General features: G+C 61.8%; 14 protein-coding genes and 1 other annotated feature. Of the genes, 10 read left to right on the forward strand and 4 right to left on the reverse strand.

The genetic code is table 11. The annotated features are described in order from the left end of the window. Nucleotides 1–236: 236 nt before the first annotated feature. The 9 genes from ABJF88_17760 (at nt 237) to ABJF88_17800 (ending at nt 7020) form a co-directional block, all read left to right on the forward strand. Complete coding sequence (locus ABJF88_17760) at nt 237–725, forward strand: hypothetical protein (protein MEP0548787.1); 489 nt, start codon at nt 237–239, stop codon at nt 723–725. Between the two features lie 121 nt (nt 726–846). Continuing rightward, on the forward strand, nt 847–1353 hold the full coding sequence (locus ABJF88_17765) for a JAB domain-containing protein (protein MEP0548788.1): 507 nt from the start codon (nt 847–849) through the stop codon (nt 1351–1353). A gap of 163 nt (nt 1354–1516) precedes the next feature. Further along, complete coding sequence (locus ABJF88_17770; protein MEP0548789.1) at nt 1517–2281, forward strand: ParA family protein; 765 nt, start codon at nt 1517–1519, stop codon at nt 2279–2281. Between the two features lie 32 nt (nt 2282–2313). Continuing rightward, nucleotides 2314–2664: a hypothetical protein gene (locus tag ABJF88_17775; protein MEP0548790.1), complete on the forward strand. Its 351-nt coding sequence runs from the start codon at nt 2314–2316 to the stop codon at nt 2662–2664. Between the two features lie 71 nt (nt 2665–2735). Then, on the forward strand, nt 2736–3029 hold the full coding sequence (locus tag ABJF88_17780; GenBank protein ID MEP0548791.1) for a UPF0175 family protein: 294 nt from the start codon (nt 2736–2738) through the stop codon (nt 3027–3029). Nucleotides 3030–3032: 3 nt separating this feature from the next. After that, nucleotides 3033–3566 (forward strand): DUF3368 domain-containing protein, encoded by a 534-nt coding sequence (locus tag ABJF88_17785; GenBank protein ID MEP0548792.1) that lies wholly within the window; start codon nt 3033–3035, stop codon nt 3564–3566. A gap of 249 nt (nt 3567–3815) precedes the next feature. Continuing rightward, nucleotides 3816–4457, forward strand: a complete 642-nt coding sequence (locus tag ABJF88_17790) for a hypothetical protein (protein MEP0548793.1) — start codon at nt 3816–3818, stop codon at nt 4455–4457. Further along, on the forward strand, nt 4450–5634 hold the full coding sequence (locus tag ABJF88_17795; GenBank protein ID MEP0548794.1) for an XRE family transcriptional regulator: 1185 nt from the start codon (nt 4450–4452) through the stop codon (nt 5632–5634). The genes ABJF88_17790 and ABJF88_17795 overlap by 8 nt, the downstream gene beginning before the upstream one ends. A 162-nt stretch (nt 5635–5796) precedes the next feature. After that, a complete protein-coding gene (locus tag ABJF88_17800; GenBank protein MEP0548795.1) occupies nt 5797–7020 on the forward strand; it encodes a hypothetical protein in 1224 nt (407 codons plus the stop codon). Nucleotides 7021–7091: 71 nt separating this feature from the next. Here the strand turns inward: ABJF88_17800 and ABJF88_17805 are convergent, their stop codons facing one another. Together ABJF88_17805 and ABJF88_17810 are read right to left on the reverse strand one after the other, a co-directional pair. Then, nucleotides 7092–9254 (reverse strand): hypothetical protein, encoded by a 2163-nt coding sequence (locus ABJF88_17805; GenBank protein ID MEP0548796.1) that lies wholly within the window; start codon nt 9252–9254, stop codon nt 7092–7094. 432 nt (nt 9255–9686) lie between these two features. Continuing rightward, on the reverse strand, nt 9687–10259 hold the full coding sequence (locus tag ABJF88_17810) for a recombinase family protein (protein MEP0548797.1): 573 nt from the start codon (nt 10257–10259) through the stop codon (nt 9687–9689). A gap of 201 nt (nt 10260–10460) precedes the next feature. Between ABJF88_17810 and ABJF88_17815 the strand changes: the two genes are divergently transcribed. After that, a protein-coding gene (locus ABJF88_17815) for an IS3 family transposase (GenBank protein ID MEP0548798.1) occupies nt 10461–11695 on the forward strand; the annotation gives its coding sequence in 2 pieces (ribosomal slippage) (nt 10461–10743 and nt 10743–11695; 1236 coding nt in all). Continuing rightward, nucleotides 10739–10855, forward strand: a sequence feature (AL1L pseudoknot). Its footprint overlaps the gene before it by 117 nt. 935 nt (nt 11696–12630) lie before the next feature. Here the strand turns inward: ABJF88_17815 and ABJF88_17820 are convergent. Both ABJF88_17820 and ABJF88_17825 read right to left on the reverse strand, forming a co-directional pair. Then, complete coding sequence (locus tag ABJF88_17820; protein ID MEP0548799.1) at nt 12631–13695, reverse strand: HlyD family efflux transporter periplasmic adaptor subunit; 1065 nt, start codon at nt 13693–13695, stop codon at nt 12631–12633. Between the two features lie 227 nt (nt 13696–13922). Further along, nucleotides 13923–15629, reverse strand: a complete 1707-nt coding sequence (locus tag ABJF88_17825; GenBank protein MEP0548800.1) for a peptidase domain-containing ABC transporter — start codon at nt 15627–15629, stop codon at nt 13923–13925. Nucleotides 15630–15807 lie beyond the last annotated feature (178 nt).

The raw sequence follows: 15807 nt of genomic DNA on the forward strand, positions 1-15807 counted from the left end.
CGTCCTGCGTCAGCTTCTGCCGCTTCCGCTCCTGGCGCACGGCGTCGGCCAGCGATTCCTCCGTGTAGTGGTCCATCCGTTCCCTGGGTCGTGTCGATTTCTGTGGGGCGGTCTCCGTCACAGAGAAGGTAGAAAAAAAACTCTACAGAGTCAAGGAATACACTTGACAAGTAAAGGAAATTACTTTACATTTAGAGCAGTTCAGGCAACCACTCACCAGCCCCCACGGAGGCCCCATGTCGATCAGCAAACAACTCACCGCCACCGCTGCTATCTGGACGAAGTTCGCCCGCACGCGCGGTGCCCGGTTCCAGATCGAGCGGAAGGCCGACGACGCGCTCAAGTTTTGCGTAGACGCCGGCACCCGGTCGTTCGCCGTCCCCTCGAAGCTCGAAGGCACCTCGCAGTTTCAAGAGAACATCGCCCGCGCCCTCCCCCACCTCGACCGCTTCAGCCGGAAGCTCTCGGCCGAGATCACAGAGGACGGCCGCATCGCACTCAGCTTCGGGATCCACCCGCTCGGGTACGTCCGCAGGAAGCACGAGTGCTGGGTTCGCCCCCTCGTCGAGAACGGGTACGTCCTCTTCTACCTCCACCAAGTCACGGGCGGGACCGAGGGCAAGCCGACGCGCGGCGTCAACGTCTGCATCTACAACCTCCGGGAGGCCATCCAGCAGTACGCGGCCCGCATGGAGGCGGAGGCGTTCCTCGAACTCATTTCTTAAAACGGGTGGGGCGGCGGTGTTGGAGCACCGCCGCCCCGACGGGATCAGCTACGATCCGAGATCGCAGCCGTCCCCCGACCCCCTACCTCAACCGTCTAAAGCATCGCTAGGAGGTCCAATCATGGCAACGCCCCAGCAGCAACGGAGTGCCCGAGCCGAGGCGGAGGAAGGATACCGCTGGCAGCTCTTCCACCACGTCCCCCTCTACACGACGCGGCTCGTGCGTGAGGGCGAGTTCACCTTCCCCAACCGCGAGCAGGTCACGACACCGGCAGACGTGGCGGCCGTGCTCCGCGAATATTTCCGCGACCGGGACCGCGAGGAGTTCCTCGTCTGCCTGCTCGACACGGCGAACACCCTCATCGGCCTGCACGTCGCCTCCGTCGGGGGCCTCTCCGCTTCCATCGTCGAGCCCCGCCAGGTGTTCAAAACCGCGATCCTCGCCAACGCCGCCGCCATCATCGTCGCGCACCAGCACCCCAGCGGCAACCCCGAGCCGAGCCGGGAGGACGTGAAGGTGACGAAGCAGCTCGTCGAGGCCGGGAAGCTCATGGGCATCCCCATCCACGACCACATCATCTGCCACGACTGCGGGTTCACGAGCCTCGCCGAGCGCGGACTGCTCTGAGGAAAGCCGCGCCCCGGACGCCGGTACCGGCGTCCGGGGCACTCTCCGTTGCGTATCTGCAGGAGGCTACTTACCTTTGCTGTCGGAACGTCTAGCTGTTTTGCTGGCATTACGTCATGACGGTGGCGATTCCGAACTCGAAAATCTCCCCTACTGAGGACGTATGAAGGTCCTGGCAGTTTCGAACCAGAAAGGTGGCACGGCGAAGACGACCACGACCGTGTGCCTCGCGGCAGCGCTCAGCGAGCGCGGTAGGCGCGTGCTCGTCGTGGATCTCGACGCCCAGGCCAACGCTACGCGGTGGCTCGGGGCCGACACGGACGCGGGCGACGTGCTCGACGTGCTGACGGGCGAGGCCACCCTCTCCGACGTCGTCCGGTCCGTAGCGGACGGGATCGACCTCGTCCCCTCGTCCGCTTACATGGTGGGGGCCGAGAAGGCGTTGGCTGCCGACCCCGCCCCACAGTTCATCCTGAAGGGGGCGCTGGAGAAGCTGACGAACGGTGCGGGCTCGGCCTACGACTTCTGCCTGATCGACTGCCCCGGGGCGCTCGGCACCGTCACGGTGAACGCGCTGACGGCAGCAGGCGGCGTGCTCATCCCCGTACCGGCCCAGACGCTCTCGCTGGAGGGGTTGGCGCAACTCGTCCAGACCGTCCGGACGGTCCGTGAGCGATTGAATCCGGAACTGGAAATTGCTGGTATACTGGCTTGCCGGGTAGACGGTAGAACGCGGCTCGCTGGGGAGGTCATCGACGCGCTGGAGGCGCAGTTCCCAGAGCAGGTGCTCAGAACCCACATCCGCGAGAACGTGCGCGTGGCCGAGGCCCCCAGCTTCAAGCAGCCCATCACGAGCTACGACTCGGGGAGTAGGGGGGCGGAGGATTTTCGCCGGCTCGCAGATGAGATCATCGAGCGTACTACTTGAACAAGAAAACGGGGCAACACACCCGAGAGACAATGGCTAAGAAGCGCATCGGAGACAACCCCCTCGACAGCATCATTCCCGAGCAGGTAGAGACGGGACAGAAGGAGTCTGGCAAGCCAGAAAAACGTAAAGACAGCAAAACGGCAAACGGTCAAGGAGGCTTGCCGTCAACTGAGGCGTCCCCGACCGAGAAGGTGAAAGCGACGTACTATCTCGAAGCGGACGTGGAGGCCTCATTAGAGCGCGCGTGGCTGGAGCTCCGCCGCCTCAAGGGGAGGAAGGTGTCGAAGTCGGAGATCATCGAAGCCGCCGTGCGGCAGGTGGTGCAGGACCTCGACCAGGGCGGCACCAAGAGCCGAATCGCTCAGGCATTGGAGAGTTAAAACCCACCGCGTAGGCCAAGACGGCTACATTCCGTATGACGAACCTTCCGTTAGAGGCCAGGTCCCCCGCTATGAGTAACCTCGTTCTGAACATACCCGAAGACGTCGTATCCGCCCTCCGGCTCCCGCCGGCGCAGGTCGAGCGGGAGCTCCGCACGGAGCTGGCCCTCGCGCTCTACGCCCGTCAGATCCTCCCCCTCGGGAAGGCCCGCCGGCTCGCGGCGATGACCAGGCGGGACTTCGAGGAGCTCCTCGGCGAACGCCAGGTGCCGCGGGCGTACACCGAGGACGACCTCGACGAGGACCTCGCATACGGTCTTGGTAAATCAGGGACCGGGCGGGGTGATGGAGAAGGGGGAGCCTGATCTATGCCGAGCTCGGATGCCGGAGCCCTCGATGCCCCCACCCATAGCCCCGTCGTCAGCGACACCTCTCCGCTCGTCCATCTCTCTCGGGTCGGGCTCTTCTCCCTCTTAGAGACGTTCTACGGCCGGCTCTTAATCCCGCCCGCTGTCTGGCGTGAGGCCGTGGAGGAGGGGAGAGGGCGCGTCGGAGAAGCCGAAGTAAGGGCGGCTGCGGGATGGATCGACATCCGCACCCCGACCGACACCCCGTTCCTTCGTCTCCTCAAGCAGGAGCTCGACGATGGGGAAGCCGAAGGGATCGCGCTCGCCTCGGAGGTCGGAGCTGACCTGATCGTAGTGGATGAGGCCCCTGCTCGGAAGAGTGCTCGGGCGGCAGGGCTCCGCGTCACGGGCACGCTCGGCATCCTCATCCGAGCTAAGAGTGAAGGGTACCTCGACGCGCTTCGGCCGGTGCTCGACCGGCTCCGCCTGGAGTCGTTCAGGATCAGCGATGTGTTGTATATACGGGTCCTCAAAGGGGTAGGGGAAGAGCCATAAGCGGCACACGCACACACCGGGCGAAAGCGGATACTTCATTCACATTCCAGAGGTGGAAGCGGATCAGTCGTGCCGCCATTATGCAACCGAGCTTCCCATCCCGTCTACAGAACGATCCAACGAAACAGGGCCAGTAGCTGAAAGCGAACTAGGAGGGGACGAGTTATCCACATGCCTTGATGGGGACGGGGTCACTTAATATTTTCGCATTCGCGTCGGCCTCACTAACATTGATCCCACGAAGCTGTCATGACGATTGGTTATCTCGAACCCCCTCCCGAGCTGCGGGAACTGGCATCGTTCCTCTCCGAATCCGGGGTCGTGGAGATCGCGCAGGAGGCCGTAGAAGTGGCTGCGTACGCCTACGGCTTGGAGGGCAACCGCGACATGGGCATCTTCGGCACCATGCAATACTCCGCCCTCGTCAACCGGTTGTGCAACGCAATCCGGGAGGGCCGGCTCGACATGGTGATCGTGCCGACGAGCATCAAGCACGCCTTCAAGCGGGACCGGTTTGTCCTCCGTTTCCACCGGGCGAGAGCGCAGACGCTCATCCCCCTCCACGGGGAGAAGGCACGGGAACACGCCCGTACGGTAATGAGCATCGGCCCCCGGCTCTTCGACGACGAACCCCCGATGGGGAAAGACCTCGTCGTGTCTATCGTATCGACTCCGGAGCACAGCCTACAACGGATGGCGGTAGGCGAGATCGTCCAAGCGGCGGGGAAGGACGAGTGGGGCTACGTGTACGAGCCCGTCGAGATCTACTCCGCGCTCGGGGGAGCGTACGGGGACGGGACGTCGCTCCCGCCTGACGAGGACGTTCCTACGCCGGACGTCACGCTCCGCCGGTCCGGCACCGACGGCAAGACGGGGACCGCCGATGCTTGAGGGGACCGGGGACTCGCCCCAGTTCGCGCTCGACCACCTCGACCCGGAACGGATCCGCAGGGCGCGGGAGCGTCAGGGCCTCACGGGGAAAGCGCTTGCCGAGAAGGTGGGGGTCACGCCCAGCGCCGTCTCACAGTTCGAAGCCGGAGTCGTGCGGCCCGATCTCGACACGCTCGTCCGGCTCGCCCTCGCGCTAGGCGTGCCTACCCTGTACTTCGCTCGTCGTGAGCGCGGGCTCGGACGCTACGCGATCTCGTTCGACGCCTGCCACTTCCGCGCGAGGCGGAGCGTGTCGCAGCGGACGCGCCGCGCGAGCCTCCGCATGGGGGAGGACGTGCTCGACCTCGTCAACGTCCTAGAAGTGGAGGGGGTCGCTTTCCCCGAAGAGCGAGTCTCGTCGTTCGTCGCGGAGCGGGCGCCCGTACGCGAGGGGGACTTCGCCGCCGTCGAGGAGGCGGCCTCGGCCCTCCGGAAGCACTGGGGACTCGGGTTCGGCCCAATCCCAAACGTCGTCCGTCTCTTAGAGAGCAAGGGGGTCCTCGTCGTTCCGCTCTCGTCGGCGCACGAGGACGTCGACGCCTACAGCACGTGGGCGACGGGGCGGCCGTGCGTGATGCTCGCCCTAAGCAAGAGCGCGAGCAGGGCCCGGTTCGACGCGGGCCACGAGCTCGGCCACCTCGTGCTCCACGACGACACCCACCCGCCGGGGTTGAAGGCGACGGAGGACCAAGCGAACCGGTTCGCGGGGGCGTTCCTCGCTCCGCAGGAGGCGTTCTATGCCGAGTGCCCGCGGCAGTGGAGCCTCGCGGCGTTCCTCCGCTTGAAGAAGCGGTGGCGGATGTCGGTGGCCGCGCTCGTGCGCCGGGCGTTCGACCTCGGCCGGCTCTCGCAGTCGAGCTACCGCCGGGCGTTCCAGCAGCTCTCCGCGATGGGGTACCGGAAAGGGGAGCCGGGGGAGTGGGAGCACGAGCGGCCGCAGATGCTCACGCAGGCGCTCACCCTCCTCGAGGGCGAAGTCGACCTCCGGACGCTGTCGCGAGCGCTCTCGCTCAACCCGTCGTCGCTGAGAGACACCCTGAGAGCGAGCGTGGCCCCGGAGTTGATCGAACGGCTCTCCCCGGCCCCTGACGAGGCCCGCCCCCCGATTCAACTCGTCGAACTGCGCAAGAGGGGGTAGAGACGCCGTCCAGGAGTAACTCGGCTAGACCAGTATTCGTGTTGCGGTCTACTGCGTGCGGGAGGAACGGGGGCCTGTGTCCAAACGGCCTGACGCTGGACTGTCAGCGGCGTCACCGATCATGTTGCATGCGACTGAATTCTTATCGAAGCGAAACCACGGATGAACCTGATCGCGGACACGAAATCGAAGCTCTACCTGCCGCCGCTGGCGTGGTGGGCACGTGAGGTGGCGGCCCTCGCCTTTTGGGCGTACGTCGGGTTGAAGGCGTTCGTCTTCGACGTGGACCTCACCATCGCGCAAGCGGTAGGCCCGGCGGCGGAGTCCGCGTTGCGGTTCCGCGGCCTCGTCCTCCTCGTCGTGATCGCGCTCGCCTGGCTCGTCCTGGGCAGCCGGCGGTTCTGGGTGTTCGTGGGGTACGTCGTCACGTACCCCTTCGTCGTCGTGCTGTGGAAGGTGCCGAAGCTCGTCTTCAGGAACTGGGCGCTCGCCGTGGCCTTCATCCCCGCGATCCACTCCGTCGCGAGGACGTTCCGCCGGAGCTTCATCCTATCCGTCGGCGTCATCCTCGCGGCCACGTGCATCCAGCTATCGGAGACGCGCGCAGTCTTGATCGGCGCGATGATGTACCTCGGGGGCTACTTGGTCTTTCACTACGCCCGGCGGTTTCAGAGCGCGTTCCAGCGTTCTACAGTGTTCGCAACCGCCGTCGGCGGCGTGCAGGCGTTCCACGAGCACATCATGCACAACGGACTCGCCGATTACAACAGGTCCACCGATGCCCAGCGGCACGAGCCGCTGGTGCGGGTACAGACGGGGTACCTCACGCTGAGCGCCTTACGCATCGCCGCAGAGAAGCTTCGGGAGGTGAGCGCGAGCAGGAAGGTGGACCTCTACCTCACCGCCTCGCTCGTGTTCACCGTGGCCCTCACGGCGGTCGTGTTCGGGCTGCTCTACCAGGGGCTCTTCGCCTTAGACCCGCTGAGCTTCTCGGTCGTGGGGGAGCTCGGCTTCTGGAAGGCGCTCGCCTACAGCTTCAGCACGCTGATGACGGCCGATCTCGCGGCGGTGGTACCGGCGAGCACGGCGGCTCAGGTCCTCGCCAACGCCGAGCTGCTCTGCTCGCTCCTCTTGTTCCTCCTCTTCGTCTTCGTCCTGCTCACGAGCACACGGGAGCGGTACCGAGAAGACCTCGACCTCATGGTCGGCGAGCTCCGCGCGGCGTCCGATCTCGCGGCCGAGACGTTCGAACGGGACTTCGAGATGAAGCTACAGGCAGCGGAGGCGCTCCTCATCGAGGCCCAGCCTGCGATCATGAAGGCGATCGCGAAGTACGACTCCCATGCGGCCCATCTGCGAGAGCACTTCCCGGAGGGGGAGGATTGAGGAGGTGCAGCGCGCGAGTCCGGAGGGCCGAAGTCTTCGGCGATAGAAGGTGTGGGCAGAGAGGGGAGTTGCTATGCCGTTCGTGTACTTCTCGTACGGCGGTACCGCTCGACCTCTTCTCGGACCCCTTTGTCTTGGATCCCTCTTCCCACCGCTCTGCTGAGAAGCTCCCACGCTCTCTTCCACTGGCCCCGCTCTGCCCACGAACGCCCAGCGTCAACGAGGTACGCCGGCGCTGGCAGGAGTCGGTGCATTGCGACGGCGGTCTGCTCTATCTCCTCGGCGAGGTGAATCTTCCGACGTCCTGTCACAGCCTCACCGGTGTCGCGCCGTCCCTTCTCATCCGCGATCTCCCGGATCAGCAGGTCCCTCCGCTGGCGGAGAAGGAGGAGGCTTCTGGGGAATTCGTCGAGCTGCGTGTTCGACTCGATGAGTGCAGCGCTTGCTCCGCCGCGAGCGTTGGCTACGCGTACGGACAGGCTCCCAATCCAGTCCGGCCTTGCGCATACGGATTCTGTATTCCGATCCTGCTCCTCTTCCAGCAGCTCTTCGGCCTCTTCGATGCGGGGTGGGGACTCCCGCAACAGGGAGTAGACGTAGTCGCCTAACGCCATCTCCCGCTCCCCGACGGTGGATGCGGCTTCCAGGGCGGCCCCGAACTGCCGACGCGCCTGGGTGCCCCTGCCATCAGTGAGGGACTGGTGGGCTTCCATGATGCTCTTATGCGACGGCTTTACCACCTCCTGTGCTTCGAGCTGAGCGATCTGCTCTGGCGTCGTGACATCGCGCCGCTCGATGGCCCCGATAGGGCCGCCCGGAGGCTGGAGCGCGCGTACGCGGGCGTGGATGTCCTCAGCCGCGTCGAACTCCTCAACGAAGGTGAGGAAGTTGACCGTTTCCACTAACGCTTCCAGGAGCCCTCCAAGATATTCGTCACCGAGGCCGGCGAGGTCATCGGCGGCCTGTCCCAACCGCCTTCGGGTTTCGTCCACGAGCCGTTCGCGGTCGAGTCCGGGCGTTTCCAGGCGCTCCTCTGTGACGCGACGGAGCAGGTAGAACGTCTTCTGCCCGACGAGGAGTCCTTTCCGAGGTAGCAGCGGGTCAGACTCGCTCCCCTCTGCCTCGTCGAGAGCATTGAGGAGCTCGGCGGCCTCAATCGCACGTTCCGGTGTGACGGCGTTGATAAGGGCGTCAACGCGGAGGGCTAGGAGGTTCACGCCACCCTCCTCCGACGTCGTGCACCGGAGCACGGCTTCTGGATCGAGCCGACCATCGTCTCCCATCGCTTCGACCACGACGTCGAGGAAGGGGCGCTCCGAGTCTTTCTTTGGTAGCCTCGGAACGAGTTCGCGAAGCAGCTCCGGTGCTCCTGCGTCGGCGGCAAGAAGGACGACGGGCTTCACCGCCTCATCGACGATCGAGCCCCCTACCCGGAGAGCGGCGATGACATCCCGCTGGGCGGGGATATCGCCGAGGAGGACGGCGGCTTGTCCCTTTATGGCGAGGGCCGTCTGCCGTAATCCGACGAACGCCCCTTCGCTCTGGGGGTCTGTTTCGCGGTGGGCGTCGAGCTCGTCGAGGATCGATTCCGTTTCCTGTACCGCGCTTCGGAGTTCGAGTGCGTTCAGCGCGTCAACGGCCGTGGTGAGCCGCTGGCGGACGGCTCGTACTCGGTCTTCGTACCGGGTGGCAACGTCCCGGCCGACGTTGTGGATGGCGTCGAGCAGTATCTGAGTTTGTCCCTCGCCATGGGCTTGGAGAGTCTCCGTCTGACGTTGAGCGACTACCTCTGATTGTCGTTGTCGCCGCTCCGACTGCGCCTCGTGAAACGCGAGGCCGCTGGGACCCTCCGCTGCAGCCCTACGGAACGTGGCAACGTACGTCGTCGCCAATTCGTGAGCCGCGTCCAGTCGTGTCTCTCCGATGCCCAGCGACGTGCCCGCGATGTCAGCCCATCTCGCAGCCGTTTTTTGGAGATCGACCTCGTGCCCGTTCCAAACCATGTACGCCAATACCCAGGGAGCCTCGGTCGCGTTAAGCGTGCTTACGGCGAGGTCGATATCGACTCGGGGCCAGCGCGCCATCCGCTGCTTCACCGCGTCCTCGGCCTGAACCATGGCCTTCCGCACCGGATCTCCGAGCGCGCTCCTCGCTGCCTTGAACGCCTCGATTGCAGGGGGAGCCATCTCCAGGGCGGTCTGGGCAATAGCTACGACCGTAGTTGGATCTATCATTGAGGAGACGTGGGGGTTTGGCTGGCAGGATCACTGTTAGAGAGATGACGCAGGGGGACGGTGAGAGAGAGCCTGCGCGGGTAATTCTCAACGATCGTCTTCCGTCGCCAGCATTTCGTGCGGCGTGACGGCATAAACGCAAGCAGGCCGACCCTGGGGAGCCGGCCTGCTTGAGCTGGACGAGTAGGCTATTTACTCTTGCACTCGTTGCATTGCTCTTTGTTGGGCTTCGTGTTCGTCTTCTCCCACCCGGCACTGGGATAGTGGTTACGAGAGCACGACGTCTCCCAATGATAGGTGTCGCCGTTCGTTTTGTGGTAGTAAGGGGCTTTTGGCTGAGACATGATTACCTCTTTAAAGATGAAAGGAATAGGGAGTGCTGACGGCCTCCATGGGCTGTTGTAAGAAGCAGAGCGAGAAGAGGTCCCACGATTAGGGCATCTTCCTCACGCCGCCGTCGGGGGCGACGTAGCGGTAGAGCGTCGCCGGGGCGACCCCCACCGCGTCGCACACCTCCTGCACGGAAACGTCGGGGTCCCGCATCAGCTTCGAGGCCAGCTCCACCTTCCGCGCGTCCATCTTCGGCGGGCGGCCACCCTTCCGGCCCCGAGCGCGGGCGCTCGCGAGACCGGCCATCGTCCGCTCGCGGATGAGCTCGCGCTCGAACTCGGCGAGGGAGGCGAAGACGTGGAAGACGAGCTTGCCCGAGGGGGAGGTCGTGTCGATCCCCTCTTGGAGCGAGCGGAAGCCCACGCCGCGTTCCCTCAGCGTCTCCACGCGCTCGACGAGGTCTTTGAGCGAGCGGCCGAACCGGTCGAGCCGCCAGACAACGAGAGCGTCACCCGCGCGGGCGAAGTCGAGCGCCTCGCGGAGCCCTGGGCGGTCGGCCTTCGCGCCGGAGGCTTCGTCGGTGAAGAGGCGCTCGCAACCGGCAGCTTCGAGGGCATCCGTCTGGAGGTCGAGGCGCTGGTCGGCCGTGGAGACGCGGGCGTAGCCGATGAGCATGGGGCGGGGGAGGGGCGCGTTCTCAAAAGATGGTCGCGGCGAAGTTACGACACGTTGATTTAGAGAAGGGAAACGAGAAAGACAAAATAGAGCTGTGACTCGATCTCTCGTTTGACGCCGTCTCTTACCAAAAACCCTCGTTTGTGAGAGGTGAACCGCCCCGGGATTGCCGGAGACTCCAGACTTTGAGAACTTGGAGTCATGAGCACATCCAACAGGTACTCCCCCGAGGTCCGAGAGCGGGCCGTCCGCCTCGTGTTCGATCACGAGCACGACCACCCCTCCCAGTGGGCCACCATCCGCTCGGTCGCCGAGAAGATCGGCTGCACGGCCGAGACGCTCCGCAGCTGGGTCCGACAAGCCGAGCGTGATAGCGGGCGCCGAGCTGGTCTCTCCACCGACGAGCGCGCACGCCTCAAAGAGCTCGAGCGCGAGAACCGCGAGCTCCGCCGGGCCAACGAGATCCTCCGCAAGGCCTCGGCCTATTTCGCCCAGGCGGAGCTCGACCGCCGACCCAGACGATGACGGCCTTCATCGACGAGTACCGCGAGGCCTACGGAGTCGAGCCGATCTGCGCGGTACTGCCGATCGCTCCGTCGACCTACTACGCCTACAAAGCCCGGGAGGCCGATCCCGCCCTGCGCTCGGCCCGCGCTCAGAGCGACGAGCGACTCCGGGTCGAGATCCAGCGGGTGTGGGACGAGAACCGCCACGTGTATGGGGCCAAGAAGGTCTGGCGGCAACTGGGTCGCGAGGGGGTCACCGTGGCCCGGTGCACGGTCGCCCGGCTGATGCGCGAGATGGGGCTTCGCGGAGCCGTCCGGGGACGACGCGTCCGGACGACGGTGCCCGCCGACCTCGCCGAGCGCCCGCTCGACCTGGTGGAGCGGGACTTCACCGCCGAGCGGCCCAATCAGCTTTGGGTCTCGGACCTCACCTACGTCGCGACGTGGCGCGGCTTCGTCTACGTCGCCTTCGTGATCGACGTCTTCTCCCGCCGGATCGTCGGCTGGCGCGTGTCGAACTCGCTCAAGAGCGAGCTCGCGCTCGACGCGCTCGAACAGGCGATCTGGGAGCGAGAGGCGACGACGGGGGCCCGGCTGGTGCACCATAGCGACCGCGGCGGGCAATACCTCTCTATCCGGTACACCGAGCGCCTCGCGGAGGCGGGCATCGAGCCGTCGGTGGGCAGCAGGGGAGATTCCTACGATAATGCCCTGGCGGAGTCGGTGATCGGGCTCTTCAAGACCGAGGTGATCCGGCAGCGGGGCCCCTGGCGCTCCTTGGAGGACGTGGAGTTCGCCGTCCTCGAATGGGTGTGGTGGTTCAACCACCGCCGCCTCCTCGAACCGCTCGGCTATCTTCCCCCAGCCGAGTACGAGGAGGCTTTCTACAGCCGCCGAGAGGCACAAGCCCTCGACGCGATACTCAACTAACCACGTCTCCGAGAAAGCCGGGGCGGTTCAAGGTGCGGACGAGGCCTCTGCTGAGGTCATCGGCGAGACCGATCTCGCTATTGGAGATTTTGTTGCACCGATCTGCCCAGCACCCTAACTGGGTACCCGGCTGGTCCGGTGTAGGTCAAAGTCCGCTAGCAACTCACGAACACCTTCGAGAGTGAGTCTAGGACTATACTCCATGAACAAGGAGATGAGTCCCGCGATATGAGGGGCCGCATAGCTAGAACCCGAAACCACTTCACAGCATCCTTCCAGCCCCTGCACCATGATGTTTTCACCTCTAGCGAGACATTCTATTGCTTCCCCCTCTCTATACGTGTAGTCAAAAGCCCCCGCGAACTTCCCGGCAGCTACGCTAATGACGTTGTCGAAAAGAGCTGGGTAACTCCAGGTGCTCGTGTTATGAGACGCAGCTACAAGCACCGTCCCGTTTCGCCGAGCTGCCTCGCATGCCGCGTATAGAGGAAAAAGGGCATCACGCTGGAGCGTACCGAAGCTCATGTTGATAAGATGAAGGTTCTGCTCTATACCCCAGCGGATCCCTGCCTGGATAATGTTTAACGAGGTTTCTAAATTATAATTGAATACGCGAATCGGATAAACGATAGACTCCGGTGCTAAATGACATATGATGTTTGTGCACGCAGTACCATGACCTATACGGTCTTGAGTATCACTTGATCTCGCAAGCTTTAACCCGTCAGAGGGATCTACTAGACAGATGCCCTCCTGAACGGAAGGCACCCTTTGGCTGTAATCCCAACCACTATCAACGATGCCGATTCGGACGCCGCGTCCTGTTCGGAAACCAAGCCGTCGTTGTATTCGCTGAGGGAGTTCGGCGTGCGAGAATGAACCTTCACTGACTCCGACGAGAGGCTGAGAATTGTGTGGTGAAGGGGCCTTGCTCATTATTTGACCCGATCTATGATGTGGCGCCATACGTGCTCAATGATCCGGCCTGATCTAGTCACTATCTCGCCCCGTACACTATATCCTGATTTGAATTTTTCCCGGCCGATACGTTCCTCCTCCGTTTTAAGGAGAGCAACAGTCACTCGGTAATGACCTGCCGGGTCGCTACTGAATTCAGAGTTCACGGGCTCTGAAGCGACGGATATAACATGGCCTTCAAGAATCTCTCGACTGGAACTCTGGAGAGCTGGCACCTCAATTCTCGCGATATCACCGACATTCACTTCGCGCACATCTCGCTCCTGAACGTACAAATCCGTGCTCCATGCAGCAGGTTCGGCAACCTCAAGTAGTAGGTCCCCTTTGTTCACAGCTGCTCCTACCAATAGCTCTATACGATCAGTAAGGACGATGCCCGAGAACGGAGCTCGCAGCAGGAGGCGGCTGAGCTGTTCCTCAGCAACTCCAATTTGGTTATCGATCAGTTCAATCTCATTCTCTAGACGTAAAACTCCAATCTTATCAAGGGTGCTTAGTTCTTCCGCTGCTTCAGCTTGAACGATCTTAGCTTCGGCTGTTTTTACTTCGGCAATCGCTCGGTCAATGACGATGTGCGTACCCGCTCGGTGGTTGAGTACAATCGAATCGACGTTAACATGTGTACCAAACCCGAACTCAGCTAGCCGTTCACGGAGGTCAGCTTGTGCTTTTATGAGTCGGGAACTTGCTTCTGATTTGGCGGCCGCTTGCTGTCTCTGAGCGGGAGGAATCGTTGAGCGAGCGCCTTCATAGTCAAAACGACGAGCGATACGGTTCGAGCGGAGTTGGATAAGAAGACTGCGGAGTGTAAGGTCATCGAGGCGTACTAGAGGCTGCCCTTTCTGCACTGTGTCTCCTGAAGAGACGAATACCTCAGCTACAAGACCAGACTCTACACTGCGGACAGGCCAGACTCTAGCAGGCTCGAGCACGCCCACTCCTTTTACAGTGGTGTCGACCTCAACGACTGAGGCGATAATAATGAACCCTACTGTGCAGGCTGCGAGGAGCACAAGCGTCATGCTTACTGCGTGGTGAACCAAACGTGCTCCTGTCCCCTCCGCGTCGGGAAGGTCAGGAAGCTGAAAGCTTAAGCTGGCAGGCTTTCTTGATCGCTGATGCACCACTGGGCGATCATACCTGCTACGTTTTTTTCTAGTGTCTCTCACATTTCGTCCAGTTGACTTACAACGTTTTGAGTTTCGAGGTCGGGGCCGCAGCACAATAAGCCCCTAGTGGCTCTGCTAGATCATTGTCCAGGCAGCCTCTTCATAGGGTGGACGCGACTCGGGGTATACTCAGATGGACTCTGCAGCTCGCGATAGGATTCGCAGCTTTGCATGAGCTCATGGTGAGTGCCGACGCCTTCAATGCTACCCTTCTGAAGTACACATACCTGATCGGCTTGAGCGGCCATTCCAACCCGGTGGGTTACAAGAATCACGGTCTTCTCTCGTAGAGCCGGAATGATCCTGTTAATGATCCTGACCTCCGTCTGGGTATCTACGTTAGCGGTTACTTCGTCGAATAGTAAAATGGGGGTGTCTCGGATGAGGGCGCGGGCAATAGCAAGTCGTTGGCGCTGTCCTCCGGAGAGACTAGCACCCCACTCAGCCACGGGCGTGGCGTAACCCTTCGAGAGTCCATTGATGAGGTCCTCAACACAGGCCAAACGGCTAGCATTGTGAACTACCTCCAATGGGACATCATTCAGTCCGATCGTGAGGTTGTCCCATACAGTGCCTTTCAAGAGGCTGAAATCCTGCCATACCACAGCTATTTGTCTTCTAAGGTCTGGGAGGGGAATCTGCTCTATAGACGCTCCGTCTATGAGGATGTGGCCGCGATTAGGAGATTCGAAGCGGGTGAGTAAGCGAAGAAGCGATGTCTTTCCCGACCCACTTGGACCAACGATAACAATAGTGCTCCCTACTTTTATGTCCAGCGTGATATCGTTCAGCACGGGCTCATCAACGTTGTAACAGAATGTGACATTTTTTAAGCTGATATCCCCTTTGATCCGATAAACAATAGGTTTAGCTGCATCGTATGCCAGAGATGGTTGTTGCTCAGGCGAGTAGTTGAGGTATTCGAACACGCGGTGGAGATGAACAGCGGATTGTTGGAGTTCTGTATAGAGATTGGCGAACTGTGAAACGGGACCGTAGAGATAACCTACATAAGCTGTGAAGGCGATGTATCCACCGAGGGTCATCTGACCAGATAGAATGAACGTCCAGCCTAACCAAGTGAACAAGGCTACGTTTAGAGCCCTTAGAACCCCATTCGCCGTCCCTACGCCCTGACTGAGGCCGCCAGCCCTCAACTGCATCTGAATAGCTCGTACTGCCTGTGTACTCGCCTGCTGAAAGACGTGATGCTCAAGTGCCATCGACTTAAGCGTACGTATCTGACTGAGCACCTCTACTTCTAAAGCGCTGAGGTCTGCGTAAGCTTCAGAAGAACGTTTCCAATATCGTCGGAGGGCCCGACCCGCTAATGCGACGACGAGGGTCGAGAAGGGGATACTTACGAGAGCAACCAGCGCGAGCTTCCACTGGAGAATGAAGAGGAAAGGAGGCACGAGGATGAGGTATGCCCCCTGCACAAACAGGGTTTGAAACACGCGCATTACACCTTCTAGAGCGCGTCTTACGTCTTGAAAGCGGCTCATCAACTCGCCCACACGATGCTCTTCGAAAAACCGGAGGGGGAGATGCTGGAGATGATTGAAGAAGAGAAGTGATACGGCGTTGCCTAGCCTAGCATTAACGTAAAGAGAGTAGTATCCCTGGAGTGCAAGCATAATGGCCGTAGTAATGCCTAGAGCGAGTAAACCGCTGACCAGAACGTGCATTAGGGAAATGTCTTGGGTGGGATAAACCTCGTCAATAAGAAGCTTGGTGAGATACGGCCCGATCATACTGATGAGACCGACGACGAAACCGAGCGCCATACCCTTAATGAGGAGAGTCCAATGCGGGCGAATAAGCACGACCAATTGCGCAAACTGCCTGATCGCTTCACGCAATCTGGGAACGCCCTCCGAGGTTGTTGCTTGCTTAACCATGCCGGCAAGCCCTATTCCGCTGGATGCTAAGAACCGTCGGGCGAGTACGTGAGCACCGAGCCTG

This window comes from Rhodothermales bacterium (assembly GCA_039944855.1).
Classification (GTDB): Bacteria; Bacteroidota; Rhodothermia; order Rhodothermales; family JANQRZ01; genus JBBSMX01.